The organism is Streptomyces sp. NPDC046349 (assembly GCF_055587885.1).
Map to the genome: position 1 here is coordinate 43,335 of NZ_JBVJFK010000019.1, position 15,369 is coordinate 58,703.

At 72.8% G+C, this 15,369-nt stretch carries 13 protein-coding genes; 9 read left to right on the top strand and 4 right to left on the bottom strand.

Annotated elements, in window-relative coordinates:
• The first annotated feature begins 170 nt into the window (after positions 1–170).
• Both ACZ6JS_RS33780 and ACZ6JS_RS33785 read left to right on the top strand, forming a co-directional pair.
• Positions 171–953, top strand: coding sequence for a response regulator transcription factor (locus ACZ6JS_RS33780; protein ID WP_469303711.1), 783 nt, complete (start codon positions 171–173; stop codon positions 951–953).
• A gap of 70 nt (positions 954–1,023) precedes the next feature.
• Positions 1,024–2,046 carry a LacI family DNA-binding transcriptional regulator gene (locus ACZ6JS_RS33785; protein ID WP_469303712.1) on the top strand — a complete coding sequence of 341 codons (1,023 nt, stop codon included), beginning with the start codon at positions 1,024–1,026 and terminating at the stop codon, positions 2,044–2,046.
• Between the two features lie 205 nt (positions 2,047–2,251).
• Here the strand turns inward: ACZ6JS_RS33785 and ACZ6JS_RS33790 are convergent, their stop codons facing one another.
• Positions 2,252–2,395 carry a hypothetical protein gene (locus ACZ6JS_RS33790; protein WP_469303714.1) on the bottom strand — a complete coding sequence of 48 codons (144 nt, stop codon included), beginning with the start codon at positions 2,393–2,395 and terminating at the stop codon, positions 2,252–2,254.
• A gap of 411 nt (positions 2,396–2,806) precedes the next feature.
• On the opposite strand from ACZ6JS_RS33790, the gene ACZ6JS_RS33795 reads away from it, so the two are divergent.
• The 3 genes from ACZ6JS_RS33795 (at position 2,807) to ACZ6JS_RS33805 (ending at position 6,292) form a co-directional block, all read left to right on the top strand.
• Entirely contained in the window at positions 2,807–4,048 is a 1,242-nt protein-coding gene (locus ACZ6JS_RS33795) for a S1C family serine protease (RefSeq protein WP_469303716.1), read from the top strand.
• Between the two features lie 73 nt (positions 4,049–4,121).
• Complete coding sequence (locus ACZ6JS_RS33800; RefSeq protein WP_469303717.1) at positions 4,122–4,853, top strand: response regulator transcription factor; 732 nt, start codon at positions 4,122–4,124, stop codon at positions 4,851–4,853.
• Complete coding sequence (locus ACZ6JS_RS33805) at positions 4,850–6,292, top strand: sensor histidine kinase (protein WP_469303719.1); 1,443 nt, start codon at positions 4,850–4,852, stop codon at positions 6,290–6,292. The genes ACZ6JS_RS33800 and ACZ6JS_RS33805 overlap by 4 nt, the downstream gene beginning before the upstream one ends.
• Here ACZ6JS_RS33805 and ACZ6JS_RS33810 read toward each other — a convergent pair.
• Together ACZ6JS_RS33810 and ACZ6JS_RS33815 are read right to left on the bottom strand one after the other, a co-directional pair.
• Positions 6,272–7,216 carry a phosphatidylinositol-specific phospholipase C gene (locus tag ACZ6JS_RS33810; protein ID WP_469303721.1) on the bottom strand — a complete coding sequence of 315 codons (945 nt, stop codon included), beginning with the start codon at positions 7,214–7,216 and terminating at the stop codon, positions 6,272–6,274. The two genes, ACZ6JS_RS33805 and ACZ6JS_RS33810, sit on opposite strands and share 21 nt — an antisense overlap.
• Positions 7,217–7,291: 75 nt before the next feature.
• Positions 7,292–7,861 carry a TetR/AcrR family transcriptional regulator gene (locus ACZ6JS_RS33815; protein ID WP_469303723.1) on the bottom strand — a complete coding sequence of 190 codons (570 nt, stop codon included), beginning with the start codon at positions 7,859–7,861 and terminating at the stop codon, positions 7,292–7,294.
• Positions 7,862–7,983: 122 nt separating this feature from the next.
• On the opposite strand from ACZ6JS_RS33815, the gene ACZ6JS_RS33820 reads away from it, so the two are divergent.
• Positions 7,984–8,766 carry an alpha/beta fold hydrolase gene (locus ACZ6JS_RS33820; RefSeq protein WP_469303725.1) on the top strand — a complete coding sequence of 261 codons (783 nt, stop codon included), beginning with the start codon at positions 7,984–7,986 and terminating at the stop codon, positions 8,764–8,766.
• Positions 8,767–8,865: 99 nt separating this feature from the next.
• Here ACZ6JS_RS33820 and ACZ6JS_RS33825 read toward each other — a convergent pair whose 3' ends face one another.
• Positions 8,866–10,683: a bifunctional metallophosphatase/5'-nucleotidase gene (locus ACZ6JS_RS33825; protein ID WP_469303726.1), complete on the bottom strand. Its 1,818-nt coding sequence runs from the start codon at positions 10,681–10,683 to the stop codon at positions 8,866–8,868.
• 170 nt (positions 10,684–10,853) lie between these two features.
• Between ACZ6JS_RS33825 and mshD the strand changes: the two genes are divergently transcribed.
• The 3 genes from mshD to ACZ6JS_RS33840 all read left to right on the top strand — a co-directional run bounded on the left by mshD (position 10,854) and on the right by ACZ6JS_RS33840 (position 15,361).
• A complete protein-coding gene (mshD, locus tag ACZ6JS_RS33830; protein WP_469303728.1) occupies positions 10,854–11,780 on the top strand; it encodes a mycothiol synthase in 927 nt (308 codons plus the stop codon).
• Between the two features lie 307 nt (positions 11,781–12,087).
• Positions 12,088–14,403: an RNA degradosome polyphosphate kinase gene (locus ACZ6JS_RS33835; protein WP_469303730.1), complete on the top strand. Its 2,316-nt coding sequence runs from the start codon at positions 12,088–12,090 to the stop codon at positions 14,401–14,403.
• Entirely contained in the window at positions 14,384–15,361 is a 978-nt protein-coding gene (locus ACZ6JS_RS33840) for a CHAD domain-containing protein (RefSeq protein ID WP_469303732.1), read from the top strand. The genes ACZ6JS_RS33835 and ACZ6JS_RS33840 overlap by 20 nt, the downstream gene beginning before the upstream one ends.
• Positions 15,362–15,369: the final 8 nt, after the last annotated feature.

Below are 15,369 nucleotides of genomic sequence, written 5' to 3' on the forward strand. Positions count from 1 at the left end.
ACGAACCGAGAACAGTGGTGACCGGGCGGATCCCCAGGGCGCGGGGCGCGAGGGCACCAGGCGACACGTACGAAGCAGTACCGCGCACGTCCTCGACGGGACCGAGGAGGAACCGACGTGATGGACCAGCGAACCGTGCACCACCGTCCGGCCCGGGCAGGTGGTCGGTCATGAGCTCGCTCCTGCTGCTCACCAACGCGCTGCAGCCGTCCACCGAAGTGCTGCCCGCACTCGGCCTGCTGCTGCACAACGTCCGGGTGGCACCGGCCGAGGGCCCCGCCCTCGTCGACACCCCGGGCGCCGACGTCATCCTCGTCGACGGCCGCCGCGACCTGCCGCAGGTCCGGTCGCTGTGCCAGCTCCTGCGCTCCACCGGCCCCGGCTGCCCGCTGATCCTCGTGGTCACCGAGGGCGGCCTGGCGGCCGTCACCGCCGACTGGGGCATCGACGACGTACTCCTGGACACCGCCGGCCCCGCCGAGGTCGAGGCGCGACTGCGGCTGGCCACGGGCCGCCAGCAGCTCGGCTCGGACGACTCCCCCATGGAGATCCGAAACGGCGACCTGTCGGTCGACGAGGCCACGTACTCCGCCAAGCTCAAGGGGCGGGTGCTGGACCTGACCTTCAAGGAGTTCGAGCTCCTCAAGTACCTCGCGCAGCACCCGGGCCGCGTCTTCACCCGCGCCCAGCTGCTGCAGGAGGTCTGGGGCTACGACTACTTCGGCGGCACCCGGACGGTCGACGTGCACGTACGGCGGCTGCGGGCCAAACTCGGCCCGGAGCACGAGTCCCTGATCGGCACGGTCCGCAACGTCGGCTACCGCTTCGTCACGCCGGAGAAGGTCGAGCGGGCGGCGGCGGAGGCCGCGGCCCAGGCGGCGGCCCAGGTCGCCGCGGAAGCGGCCGCGGAGGGTTCCGCCCGGTCCTCGGGGGCGGCCACCCGGTCGGCCTAACGGCCCGGTGATCGTCCGGTCTTCAGGACGCCCTGCCCAGAGGTAGGTCACCCCGCGTAGACTGCCGCGCGTGGCCAAGGTGACGCGGGATGACGTAGCGCGACTTGCGGGTACTTCTACCGCCGTCGTGAGCTACGTCATCAACAACGGACCCCGGCCGGTCGCCCCGGCCACGCGCGAGCGTGTCCTCGCCGCGATCAAGGATCTGGGCTACCGCCCGGACCGGGTCGCCCAGGCGATGGCGTCGCGGCGCACCGACCTCATAGGCATGATCGTCCCCGATGCCCGCCAGCCGTTCTTCGCGGAGATGGCGCACGCGGTGGAGCAGGCCGCCGCCGAGCGCGGAAAGATGGTCCTGGTCGGCAACTCCGACTACCGCACCGAGCGCGAGGTCCACTACCTGCGGGCCTTCCTCGGCATGCGGGTCTCCGGCCTGATCCTGGTCAGCCAGGGCATGAGCGAGCAGGCGGCCAGCGAGATCGAGGCCTGGGACGCCCGCGTCGTGCTGCTGCACGAGCGCCCGGAGGCGATCGACGACGTCGCTGTCGTCACCGACGACATCGGCGGCGCCCAGCTCGCCACCCGGCACCTGCTGGAGCACGGGCACGAGTACGTCGCCTGCATCGGCGGGATCGAGAACACCCCGTCGGTCGGCGACCCGGTCGCCGACCACGTCGAGGGCTGGCGCCGGGCCATGCTGGAGGCCGGCCGCTCCGTCGAGGGCCGGCTGATCGAGGCCCCGTACAACCGCTACGACGCGTACACGGTCGCCCTGGAGGTCCTGGCGCGGCCGGACCGGCCCACGGCCATCTTCTGCGCCACGGACGACCAGGCGATCGGCGTGCTGCGCGCCGCCCGCGAGCTGCGCATCGACGTGCCCGGGGAGCTGGCCGTGGCCGGCTTCGACGACGTGAAGGAGGCGGCCCTCACGGACCCGCCGCTGACCACGATCGCCTCGGACCGCCCGGCGATGGCCCGTGCGGCGGTGGACCTGGTCCTGGACGACGGCCTGCGCGTGGCCGGCTCGCGCCGCGAGCGCCTCAAGCAGTTCCCCTCGGCGCTGGTGGTCCGCCGCTCCTGCGGCTGCCGCTAGGCCCTGTCGTCGACATTCCCGCCGGGCTCACGCCGCCCGGCCCCCGCACCTCGGCGTGTTGTCGGGGCGCTCGTGCCACCGGTACACGGCGGGCCGCCCTCCGCCTCGCGGTGCTTCCCCTCGGCCCTGCGGGCGGGAAAGACCCCATGGCGCCCGACGACGAGGGCTCGGCAGGATCCGAACGATTCGGCCCAGGGGTCTCCCCTCAGAAGCCGGCGAAGCAGTAGGCCACCAGGAGGAACACCGGCGGCAGCACCGCGGCCAGCGCCACCGACGCGCCGCTCGGGGGGTTGTCGCGATCCGCGACGGAGCGGCCAGCAGCAGGAGCGACGCCGGGACGACGGGCCACAGGCCGAACGGCGTCCCGAGCAGCGACACCCGCGGCAGCACCCTCCCCGCGAGCAGGCAGGCACGGGCGAAGGCCGCCGGTGCGGCGCGCCGCAGAAGAGGCAGCGCGGCGACGGCCGGGATTACCAGGTACATCCGGGGCAGGACGTCGCCCGTCCCCATGGTCGCCGCACACACCGTCGCGACACCCGTCACCGCTGCCGCCGTCGCCGCCAGCCTCCACGGGACGCGGGGCACCCACCCCGCGCCGCACGACCTCGTCCACGATCCCCCCACCAGAAATGTGAACACGTTCAAGACAGCCCCGGCGGGAAAGGAACGGGAAGTGCCCTCACATGGGGCATACATGGTTCTGTCGGGCTTCTCAGCCCCGACTCAGGAAGCTCTCATCAACGGCGGGGAGAGTCGTTCCATGACCGACAGCTTCCGCCGCGAAGGCGAGTACCCGCAGGAACACCGCCCCCAGCACGCGCCGTTCGGCGAGGACCGGCAGCACGGATGCGAGCGGCCGGCGCACGAGGCCGGGACCGGTAACGGGACGGGGCCGGGCACCGCAACCGGGGCGTACCCGCCGCCGCCCGCCTACCCGCCGGCCGCGCCCGGCTGGTACGAGGCGCACCAGCCGCCGGTCATCCGGGGAGAGACGGTCCCGGCGGCCGGCGGCGAAGGCAGCGGCGAAGCCGGAGCCGGCAACCAGGGGCCCTCCCACGCCGCCCCGGCCCGGCGCGCCAAGCGGCCCGTCGCCCTGCTGGCCGCCGTCGCGCTCGCCGCGGCCCTGGTCGGCGGCGGCACCGCGGCCGCCGTCCAGCAGCTGATGGACCGGCAGGCCGACACCGCCGGCGGGGTCAGCGGCACGAACGTCTCGCGGTCCAGCACCGGCACCGTCGCCGGCATCGCCGAGCAGGTCGGCCCCTCCGTCGTCCGCATCGACACCCGCACCGGCTCCGGGCAGGGCACCGGATCCGGCTTCGTGCTCACCGGCGACGGGGAGATCGCCACCAACAACCACGTCGTGGACGGCGCCACCCGGATCCAGGTGACGACGAGCGACGGCAAGAAGTACCCCGCCAAGATCGTCGGCACCGACCCCGACAAGGACCTGGCCCTGATCAAGCTCGAGGGCGCGAGCGGCCTCAAGCCCGTCGAACTCGGCGACTCCGGCAGCGTCAAGGTCGGCGACCAGGTCGTCGCCATCGGCTCCCCCGACGGCCTCACCGGCACCGTGACCAGCGGCATCGTCTCGGCCCTGAACCGCGAGGTGAAGGTGCCCAAGTCGGAGCAGAGCCCCCCGCAGGGCCGGCAGCAGGGCGAGGACAGCTGGCCCTTCTCCTTCGGCGGCCGCCAGTTCAACGGGGACACCGGCTCGGACACCACCTCGTACAAGGCCCTCCAGACCGACGCCTCGCTCAACCCGGGCAACTCCGGCGGCGCCCTGGTCAACATGAACGGCGAGATCGTGGGCATGCCCTCCGCGATCTACTCGCCCTCGACCGGCAACTCCGCCGCCGGCAGCGTCGGCCTCGGCTTCGCCATCCCCGTCGACACGATCAAGGCCGATCTGGACTCCCTGCGCAAGGGGGGCCCCGGCGGCCAGGGATCCCCCGGCACCTCCGGCGGCGACTCCTCCGCAGACGGCTTCGGCACGTCCTTCTAGTCGCCGTGCGAGGCTGGAGGCGCCGCCACCCGCCGGATCCCACAGCCGGCCACCACACCTGGGAGACCCATCCATGAACCCCGCCGAAGGCGAAGCGCGGATCCTCGTCGTCGACGACGAACCGGCCGTACGCGAGGCCCTGCGCCGCAGCCTCGCCTTCGAGGGCTACGCCGTGCAGACCGCCGTCGACGGGCTCGACGCCCTCGACAAGGCGGCCTCGTACGCCCCCGGCCTGATCGTGCTGGACATCCAGATGCCGCGGATGGACGGGCTCACGGCCGCCCGCCGGCTGCGCGCCTCCGGCAGCGTCACCCCGATCCTGATGCTCACCGCCCGCGACACCGTCGGCGACCGCGTCACCGGCCTCGACGCGGGCGCCGACGACTACCTCGTCAAGCCGTTCGAGCTCGACGAGCTCTTCGCGCGCGTCCGCGCCCTGCTGCGCCGCAGCTCCTACACCGCAGCGCAGGCCGGCGCCGCTCCCCACGAGGACGCGCTGACCTTCGGCGACCTGCGCATGGACCTCGCGACCCGCGAGGTCACCCGGGCGGGGCGCCCGGTGGAGCTGACCCGTACCGAGTTCACGCTGCTGGAGATGTTCCTCGCGCACCCGCGCCAGGTCCTGACCCGCGAGCAGATCCTCAAGACCGTCTGGGGCTTCGACTTCGAGCCCAGCTCCAACTCCCTGGACGTGTACGTGATGTACCTGCGCCGCAAGACCGAGGCGGGCGGCGAGCCGCGCCTGGTCCACACCGTCCGCGGGGTGGGCTACGTCCTGCGCGCCGGCGAGGGCGGGCCCGAGTGAGCCCGGTAGCCCGCTTCCGCGCGCTGCCGCTGCGCTCCCGGCTGGCCCTGCTGGTCACGGTGGCGGTGGCCGTGGCCGTGGCCACCGTGGCCGGCGTGTCCTGGGTGGTGGTGCGGGCCCAGCTCGACAACCAGCTGAACCAGTCCCTGATGGCCACCAACCCGACCAGCCAGGTGCTGGACCGGCTGCGCAACGGCTGCCCGGCCCGCCCCCCGGCCCAGCCCCAGCAGGACATCGCCGAGAAACTGAACGCGACCGTCCAGATCGTCACGGCGGACGGCAACCACTGCTGGGTGAGCGGCCAGACCGACCTGCCGGTCGTCGCCCTGGACCGGGAGGTCGCGACGGGCCTCAAGAACAAGGCCCTGCACGACGCGACCACGGACAACGGCGTGCGGATGCGCGTCTACACCTTCGCCGCGCAGACCACGCCCGGCGCACCGATCTTCGCGGTCTCCGTGGCACGGCCGCTCTCCGACATCGACAAGCCGCTGTCCACCCTGGCCTGGGTGCTGCTGCTCGTCTCCGCCCTCGGGATCGCCGGCGCCGGCGCGGCCGGCCTGTGGGTGGCCCGTACGGGGTTGCGGCCCGTCGACGAGCTGACGGACGCCGTCGAGCACATCGCCCGCACCGAGGACCTGACGGTCCGGATCCCGGACGAGGGCGACGACGAGATCGCCCGCCTGTCGCGGTCCTTCAACTCGATGACCGCGGCCCTGGCCTCCTCCCAGGACCGGCAGTCCCAGCTGATCGCGGACGCCGGGCACGAGCTGCGCACCCCGCTGACCTCGCTGCGCACGAACATCGAGCTTCTCGCGCGCAGCGAGGAGACCGGCCGGGCCATCCCGCCCGACGACCGGCGGGAGCTGCTCGCCTCGGTCAAGGCGCAGATGACGGAGCTGGCCTCGCTGATCGGGGACCTCCAGGAGCTGTCCCGGCCGGACGCGGCCTCGCCCGGCCCGCTCGGGGTGGTCGCCCTGCACGAGATCGCCGCGGCGGCGCTGTCCCGGGCCCGGCTGCGCGGTCCGGAGCTGGCCTTCGCGTCGGACCTGGAGCCCTGGTACGTACGGGGCGAGGCGGCGGCGCTGGAGCGGGCGGTGGTCAACGTCCTGGACAACGCGGTGAAGTTCAGCCCGCCGGGCGGATCGGTCGAGGTGACGCTGCGGGCGGGCGAACTGACCGTACGGGACCACGGGCCGGGCATCCCCGCGGCGGATCTGCCGCACGTCTTCGAGCGGTTCTGGCGGTCCCCGTCGGCCCGCGCCCTGCCCGGCAGCGGGCTGGGCCTGTCCATCGTGGCCCGTACGGCGGCGCGCGCGGGCGGCAGCGCCGAGCTGCGGGCGGCGGCGGACGGCGGTGCGGGCACGGAGGCGGTGCTCCGCATCCCGGGGGCGCCGACGCCGCCGCCCTCCGAGCCGTCAGTTGTGCCGGATCAGTGAGGCGACCAGGCCGGAGCGGGTGTTGGGGAAGTCCATCGGGACGATCCCGAGCCCGGTCCGGCCGGCCATCTCCGCGCCGTCGACGAAACCGTGCACCTGGGGGTTGAGCCGGTCGGAGTTCCAGCGCGGCGGCATGTAGGCGGAGGTGCTGACGTAGTTGACGAAGAGCTTGCCGGGCTGCTGGACCGCCTTGCGGAAGTGGTTCTCGATCTTCCCGCGCTTGGCGAAGGGTTCGGCGTTCCAGTCGTCCTGGATGTCGAAGACACTTCCGTCGCCGTAGCGCAGGCCCGGCAGGCCGCCGTTGTCGGCGAGCAGGACCACCTTGCCGCGGGCCTGTCCGAGCGTGGGCAGGGCGTCGGCGATCCGGAACAGCGGTCGCCAGCCGCGGTTGTCCAGGTAGTCGTCGAAGACGGCGCGGAAGGTGGCGTCGCTCTCCCCCGAGTACTCCTGCTTGACGCGCATCAGGACGGTCTCGCGGGGATGCGCGGCGAGGAAGGCCGCGCAGGCGACGAGGACGTCGCCGAACATCAGGTCCTGGAAGAAGGACCCGTGGTGGATGGCGAAGGATCCGCCGGTGACCCGGCAGCGGACGTCGAGGAAGCGGATGCCGGAGTCGAGCTGCTGGGCGATCGAGGTGTTCTGGCAGGCGACGTAGAGCCCGCCCCTGGTGGCGCCGGAGTCGTGCGTGCCGGGGATGGTCATCCGCTGCAGGGCGGTGGAGTCGGCGAGGCCGGCCATCCAGTCCTGGGTGCCGAGGGCGGCCGCCGTGGCGGGTGCGGCTCCCAGTCCGACGGCCGCTCCCAGGGCCAGTGCTCCGGCCAGGAACGTCCGCCGGCCCACTGCCGGTGCGGCGACCGCGCCCGCCCCGGGTGCGGGGACCCCGCCCGCGCCCGTACCGGTGACCGTGCCCATGCCGATGCCCATGCCCGCCCCTTCGCCGACCCGATGACGGCCGGATTATGGCGTGCACGCGTCAAGTTTGCCACCCGTGGGCAGTCGTCAGCTTCCGAGCAGCTCGACCATGGAGCGCAGCCCCTGCAGGAGTTCACGGCCGTCCGGCGCCTGCTCCGGATCGGTCAGGGTCTGCACCATCACCCCACTGAGCAGTGCGATGTGCATCGAGCCGAGAGCCCGCACGTCCTCCTCCGAGACCTCCTCCGGCGGCACTCCGCGCAGGGCCGCGGCCACCATGCGCCGGTTGCGGCGCTGCCCCTCGGCGAGGACGGCGAGCAGCTCGGGTGAGGACTGCGCGTGGACGAAGGCCTCGACGGAGGCCAGCCAGAGCCAGCGCATCTCGCCGAAGTCGCGGATCTTGCGGTCCCAGGTGTCCGCGTAGCGCTCCCCCGCGCTCGCGCCCTCGCCGGCGAGGCGGCCGGACCCCGCGGCCCACTCCTCCATGGCGGCGAACAGGGCCTGGTTGAGGAGGGCCTCCCGGGACCCGAAGTGGTAGCCGATCGCGGCCATGCTCACCCCCGAGGCCGTGGCGATGTCGCGCACGGTCGTGCGCAGGTAGCCCTTCTCCTCCAGGCAGCGCCGGGCTCCGGCCAGCAGGTCCTCGCGATTTCCCATGCCGGGATCGTATCCGCGGCATCGTTTGGGCAAGCGCGCAAGACAATCGTATTGCGCACTTGCCCAAACGCTGGCAGGGTGGAGCCGTCGGCAAGATCCACGGGCCCACGGGAGGCACGCGCATGCGCCACGAGCTGAAGATCGACGACCGGACCCTCTCCTACCTGGACTTCGGCGGCGCCGGCCGGCCGCTCCTCGCCCTGCACGGCGGTCTTTCCGAAGCCCTCGCCTTCACCGGGCTCTCCGCCGCCCTCGGCGACACCTGGCGGGTCATCGCCCCTGATCAGCGCGGCCACGGAGCATCCGACCGAGCGCCCCACTACCGCCGCGAAGGCTACGTCGCCGACGCCGTCGCCCTCCTCGACCACCTGGGCCAGGACACCCCCGTGCCGCTCCTCGGCTACTCCCTCGGCGGGCTCAACGCCTACCACCTGGCCGCCGCCCACCCGGACCGGTTCTCCGCGCTCATCGGCGTCGACGCCACCGTCGAGATCCGCATCCCCGACGGGCCGAACTGGTTCGACTTCCTGGGCGGCCTCCCCCACACCGCCCCCACCCGCGAAGCACTCCTCGCCGCCGCCGGACCGGCCGCGCCCTTCGTCGCCGACGGGCTGCGCCCCCTGCCGGACGGCACCGGCTGGCGCCTGGCCTACCACCCGCAGGACATGCTCGACTCCATCCACGCCTGCGCCGGCGACCACTGGGACACCTGGCTGGCGAGCACCTGCCCGGCCCTGCTGGTCCACGGCACCGGCAGCCGGGCCCTCACGCAGTCGGTCGCCGACGCGATGGTCGCCCGGCGCCCCAAGACCTCGTACGCGCCCCTCGACGGCGACCACTTCGTGCCGTTCACCGACCCGGACGGCTTCCACCAGGCGGTCGGGACGTTCCTCGCGACCCTCTGATCCCCGCCGGTCCCCGCGCCACGGGGGTGCACGGGGAAACGCCGAAGGGGCGGCGGGCCGGTCGGCCCGCCGCCCCTTCGGGCACGCTGCGCGCGGGTGTTACTTGACGACGGTGATCCGGTTCGCCGCCGGCGGGGCGATCGGCGCGGACGCCGAGGAGTTCTTCGTCAGGTAGGCGTTGAAGCAGTCCAGGTCGGACGCGCCCACCAGCTTGTTCTTGTGCTCCTTCAGGACGGTGAAGCCGTCACCGCCGCCCGCGAGGAACTCGTTCATCGCGACCCGGTAGGTCTGGGCGGGGTCGATCGCGACACCGTTCAGCCTGACGGAGTCCACGACGATGCGGTCGGCACCGGCCTTCGTCATGTCGAGGGTGTACGTGAAGCCCTTCGACACCTGCAGGATCTTCGGGCTCGTCCCGTTGACCGGGCCGCTGACCTGCTGCTGGAGCGCGGTGATCAGCTGCGCGCCGGTCAGGTCCACGACGTTCATCATGTTGTTGAACGGCTGCACCGTGAAGGACTCGCCGTAGGTCACGACACCGTCGCCCTCGGCCCCCGACGCCTTGTAGGCGAGGTCCGAGCGGATGCCGCCCGGGTTCATCAGGGCCAGCTGCGCGCCGCCCTTGTCCGCCGGGGCGAGCGCCTCGAGCTGGGCGTCGGCGATCAGGTCGCCGAGCGGCTTCTCGGGCTCCGCCGAGCCGCGGCCCGGGATGTCCGCCGAGATGAAGCCCTGCGGGCGGTTGGCGATCGGGGCCGCCAGGGCGTTCCAGCGACCGATCAGCTCGGTCATGTCCGCAGCCCTGGGCTGGTCGCGGTGGACGACCTTGTTGACCGGCTTGGGCGAGCTGATCGGCGTACGGACGATGTCCTTGGTCTGCCGGTCGTAGGTGAGCGTGGTGTCGGTGAACAGACGGCCGATGGAGGCCGCCGAGGTCACCGCGCGCGGGTTGCCCGCCGGGTCGGGGATGTTGCAGGCGTACGCCTGGTGCGTGTGGCCGGTGACCAGCGCGTCGACCTTGGCGTCGACGTTCTTGGCGATGTCCACGATCGCGCCCGAGATGCCGGCGCCGGCGCCCGGCACGTCGCAGTCGTAGTTGTACGCGCCGCTCGCGGGCAGCCCGCCCTCGTGGATCAGCGCGACGATCGACTTCACGCCCTGCTTGTTCAGCTCTGCGGCGTACTTGTTGATCGTCTCGATCTCGTCGCCGAACTTCAGGCCCTTGACGCCCTCGGCGGTCACGACGTCCGGAGTGCCCTCCAGGGTGACGCCGATGAAGCCGATCTTCACGTCTCCCTTCTTCCACACATAGGTGGGCGACATCAGGGGGCGCTTGGTCTTCTCGTCCGTGACGTTCGCGGCGAGGTACTGGAAGGTGGAGCCCGTGAACTCCTTGCCGAACTCGTAGCAGCCCTCGACCGGGTGGCAGCCGCCGTACGCCATGCGGCGCAGCTCGGCCCTGCCCTCGTCGAACTCGTGGTTGCCGACGCTGGAGACGTTCAGCCCCAGCTTGTTCAGCGCCTCGATGCTCGGCTCGTCGTGGAAGAGCCCGGACAGCATCGGGCTGCCGCCGATCATGTCTCCGGCCGCAGCGGTGACGGAGTACTCGTGGCCCTTGCGGGCCTCGCGCAGGGCGGTCGCGAGGTACTCGACCCCGCCCGCGGGTATGGCCTTGGTGGTGCCGTCGGCCTGACGTTCGGTCACGGTGCCGGAGGAGCCCTGCGGGGGCTCCAGGGTGCCGTGGAAGTCGTTGAACGACAGCATCTGCACATCGACGGTCCGGCTCTTGGCCGCACCGCCACCACTCGCGGCTCCGGCCGGCAGTGCGGCGGCGACCATCGCCCCGGCCCCGGCCGTGACGGCGAGGGCGGTGAGGGTCAACCGGCGGGTTCGGCGGTGCCGTTGTGGCGTCGCTGACATTTAGTCCCCTTTGTGGACAGCGATACTGCTCGGGAGGTCCGCCGAAGCCTATGGTCAACGCGCGTAGCTCTACCAGGGGGTAACGGGTATCGCGTTGGTTACACGCAGAAGAAGGACCGACCCCGCGCCCGTACTCCGCTCGGCGGCCCCGACGGTCGTAGGCTCGTTCCATGACTGACGCAAGCGCGGCCCTGGAGCCGGGACGGCAGATTCAGACCCTCGACGAGCTGACGGGGGAACAGGCCGACGCCGTACTCGACCTGATCGAGGACGCGGCGCGTACGGACGGCACCACCGCCGTGTCCGAACAGGGAAGGCTCCAGCTGCGCGGAGGACCGCGCCCGGGGATCCGGCACTTCCTGCTCACCGACGGCGGCCGGCTCGCCGCCTACGGGCAACTGGAGGACACCGACCCGGTGGAGGCCCCGGCCGCCGAACTCGTGGTACACCCCGAGCTGCGCGGCCGCGGCCACGGCCGGGCGATGGGCATGGCCCTGCTGGCCGCCTCCGGCAAGCGGCTGCGGGTCTGGGCCCACGGCGGCAAGTCCGCCGCCCGGCACCTCGCCCAGGTGCTCGGCCTGACCCTCTTCCGGGAGCTGCGCCAGCTGCGCCGGCCCCTGGCCGAAGGGGCCCCGCTGCCGGATCCGGTGCTCCCGCCCGGCGTGAGCGTACGGACCTTCCTGCCCGGCACCGACGATGCGGCCTGGCTTGCGGCGAATGCGGCCGCCTTCGCCCACCACCCCGAGCAGGGCTCGCTCACCCAGCGGGACCTCGACGACCGGATCGCGCAGCCCTGGTTCGACGCCAAGGGCTTCTTCCTCGCCGAGCGCGACGGCGAGCTCGTCGGCTTCCACTGGACGAAGGTCCACGCCGCGCAGCAGCTGGGCGAGGTCTACGTCCTCGGCGTCCTCCCGGGCGCCCAGGGCGGCGGCCTCGGCAAGGCCCTCACCGCGATCGGCCTCCAGCACCTGGCGGCCCTGGGCCTGCCGACGGCCATGCTCTACGTCGACGCCGACAATCCGGCGGCCCTGGCCGTCTACGAGCGCCTCGGCTTCACCACCCACGAGGTCGACCTGATGTACCGCACCGAAAGCTGACCCGCCCGCGTGTTCAGCCTCACCGGCGATCGAGGCGCGGGGGTCCGGGGGCGGCGCCCCCGGCAACCGCGCCGCACCAGCGCACGCGCCCCTGCTCCGGCCCCCTGCCTCCTGCCTCCTCCCTCCTGCCCCCGCAGAATCCGCGCCCCCGGGAAGGACTCGTGCGCCGGCCGGAGCCGGGATGCCATGCGCCATTCACCGGGCATTCAGAAGCGCTTGCGACTCTCCCCCAATGCAGCCCCGACTCCGACTGACGGCCGACCCGTCCGACGCGCCTGTCCTGCCGCTTGCGCGGAAGAATGGAGTCATGAGTCACAAGCCCAGCGCCGGTCCCACCGAGGTCCCCGCCCAGCACCCGTCTCACACGTCCGCCTCCGCCGCCGGCAAGGCGACGGGCAAGGCGGCAGGCAACGACACCGGAAAGGCCGCCGCCCCGGCCCCCGGCGCCGCAGCGCACGCCCGCATAGGCTCCATCGCCGCGCACCGCCCGCACATCGGCCTCGACCCCGATCTCGACGCCGACCTGGACGCCTACGACGACAAGGACGGCGGGGAGCTCCCCCCGGACCGCTTCCTCGACCGGGAGCGCAGCTGGCTCGCCTTCAACGAGCGGGTGCTGGAACTCGCCGAGGACCCGACGACCCCGCTCCTGGAGCGCGCGAACTTCCTGGCGATCTTCGCGAGCAACCTCGACGAGTTCTTCATGGTCCGTGTGGCCGGCCTCAAACGGCGCATCGCGACGGGTGTCGCCACACGATCGGCCTCCGGCCTGCAGCCCCGCGAGGTGCTGGACCTCATCTGGACGCGCTCGCGCGAACTCATGGCCCGCCACGCCGCCTGCTTCCAGCAGGACATCTCCCCGGCGCTCGCCGAGGAGGGCATCCACCTCATCCGCTGGCCCGACCTCACCGAGAAGGAGCAGGCCCGCCTCTTCACGCTGTTCCGGAACCAGATCTTCCCGGTGCTCACCCCGCTGGCCGTGGACCCCGCGCACCCCTTCCCCTACATCTCCGGCCTCTCCCTGAACCTGGCCGTGGTCGTACGCAACCCCGTCAGCGGCCACCGCCACTTCGCCCGGGTCAAGGTCCCGCCGATCCTCTCCCGCTTCCTGGAAGCCTCGCCGCAGCGCTACGTCCCGCTGGAGGACGTCATCGCCGCGCACCTGGAGGAGCTGTTCCCGGGCATGGAGGTGCTCGCGCACCACATGTTCCGCGTGACCCGCAACGAGGACCTCGAGGTGGAGGAGGACGACGCGGAGAACCTGCTCCAGGCCCTGGAGAAGGAGCTCATGCGGCGCCGCTTCGGCCCGCCCGTGCGCCTGGAGGTCGAGGAGTCCATCGACCCCGGCGTCCTGGACCTCCTCGTGCAGGAACTGAACGTCAACGCCTCCGAGGTGTACCCGCTGCCCGGGCCCCTCGACCTGACCGCCCTCTTCGGGATCGCCTCCCTGGACCGGCCCGAGCTCAAGTACCCGAAGTTCGTCGCCGGCACCCACCGGGACCTCGCCGAGGTCGAGTCCGCCCACGCGCCCGACATCTTCGCCGCCCTGCGCGAGCGGGACGTCCTGCTCCACCACCCGTACGACTCGTTCTCCACCTCGGTGCAGGCCTTCCTGGAGCAGGCCGCCGCAGACCCGGACGTCCTCGCCATCAAGCAGACGCTCTACCGCACCTCCGGCGACTCCCCGATCGTGGACGCCCTGATCGACGCCGCCGAATCCGGCAAGCAGGTCCTCGTCCTCGTCGAGATCAAGGCCCGCTTCGACGAGCAGGCCAACATCAAGTGGGCGCGCAAGCTGGAAGAGTCCGGCTGCCACGTCGTCTACGGGCTCGTCGGCCTGAAGACCCACTGCAAGCTCTCCCTCGTCGTCCGCCAGGAGGGCGACCAGCTGCGCCGCTACGCCCACGTCGGCACCGGCAACTACCACCCCAAGACCGCCCGGCTCTACGAGGACCTCGGCCTGCTGACCGCCGACCCGCAGGTCGGTGCGGACCTCTCCGACCTGTTCAACCGGCTGTCCGGCTACTCCCGCCGCGAGACCTACCGCCGGCTGATGGTCGCGCCCCGCTCGCTGCGCGACGGACTGATCGCACGGATCGACAAGGAGGCCGCCCACCACAGGGCCGGCCGCCCCGCATACGTACGCCTCAAGATGAACTCGATCGTCGACGAGGCCCTCATCGACTCGCTCTACCGGGCCGCCCAGGCGGGCGTGCCCGTCGACATCTGGGTGCGCGGCATCTGCGCGGTGCGCCCCGGCGTCCCCGGACTCTCGGAGAACATCCGGGTCCGCTCGGTCCTCGGCCGCTTCCTCGAACACTCCCGCGTCTTCGCCTTCGGCAACGGGGGCGAGCCCGAGGTGTGGATCGGCAGCGCCGACATGATGCACCGCAACCTCGACCGCCGCATCGAGGCGCTGGTCAGGGTCGCCGACCCGGCCCACCGCGCGGCGCTGGACCGGATGCTGGAAACCGGGATGTCCGACGCCACCTCCTCCTGGCACCTGGGCCCGGACGGCGAATGGACACGGCACAGCACGGACGCGGACGGACAGCCGCTGCGGCACGTACAGGAGACACTCATAGACGCGCGGAGGCGCCGGCGTGGCTCAGCAAAACCGTAACCCGTCGACCGGGGAGCCGGACGCAGGTGACGTGCTCGGCACGTACCTGCGTTCGCAGGCCACGGCCTTCCTGCGCGCAATGCGTCAGTTCAGTCCGAGCGCCGTGAGCGGGGCCGCCGCCGCGGAGAACAGCGACGCGGCGCGCAGCCTGCGGGGGGCCGCGCGCCGCATCAGCGGATCACTGGCCACGTTCCGGGTGGTGACCGAGCCGTCCTGGGCCGACGGACTGCGCACCGAGCTGGTGTGGCTGTCCTCGACCCTGGCCGACGAGCACGCGTACGCCGCCCGGCTGGCCCGCCTCACGGCCGCGCTGCACCGGCTGTCGGGGCCCCCGGAGCTCCCCGCGCCGCGCGGCTCGGCCGGTGCGCTGACGGTGGGCTCGGCGCGCGCGGGCGCACTGCTGGACCGCCAGCTGACCCTCGCCCGCACGCGCGCCCACTCGGTGACGCTCCAGGCGCTCGGCTCGTCCCGCTTCCACGCGGTGGCGGACGCGGTGGCGGTATTGGCCTCCGAGGTCCCGCTCGATGCCGTCGCGGCCCGCGGCCGGGTCGGGGAGGTCCTCGTCCCCCTGGCGGCCGTGGCCGAATCCCGACTGTCGGCCGCGGTGTCGGCGCTGCCGCCGATCGACGCCCGCGAGGCGACGCCGAGCCCGTACGACGCCGACCACGACGGCCTCTGGCACGAGGTGCGCCGCCTCCTGCGGGTCCACCGCTACGCGCAGGAGGTCCTCGGCGAGGACGTGAGCCGGCCGGCGGCCGCGAGCGAGGCCCTGGACCGCCACCGTGACGCCGCCGAGGCCGCCACCGCCTCCGCCACCGCGGCCCGTACCCCGCGCATCGCCCCGGCGACCGCCTACGCCTTAGGCGTCCTGCACGCCGACCAGCGCCACGAGGTCGAGGCAGCCCGGGCGGACTTCCAGCACCTCTGGATCCGGGAGCCCGCGGCCGCACCGCGGTAACAGCGGGA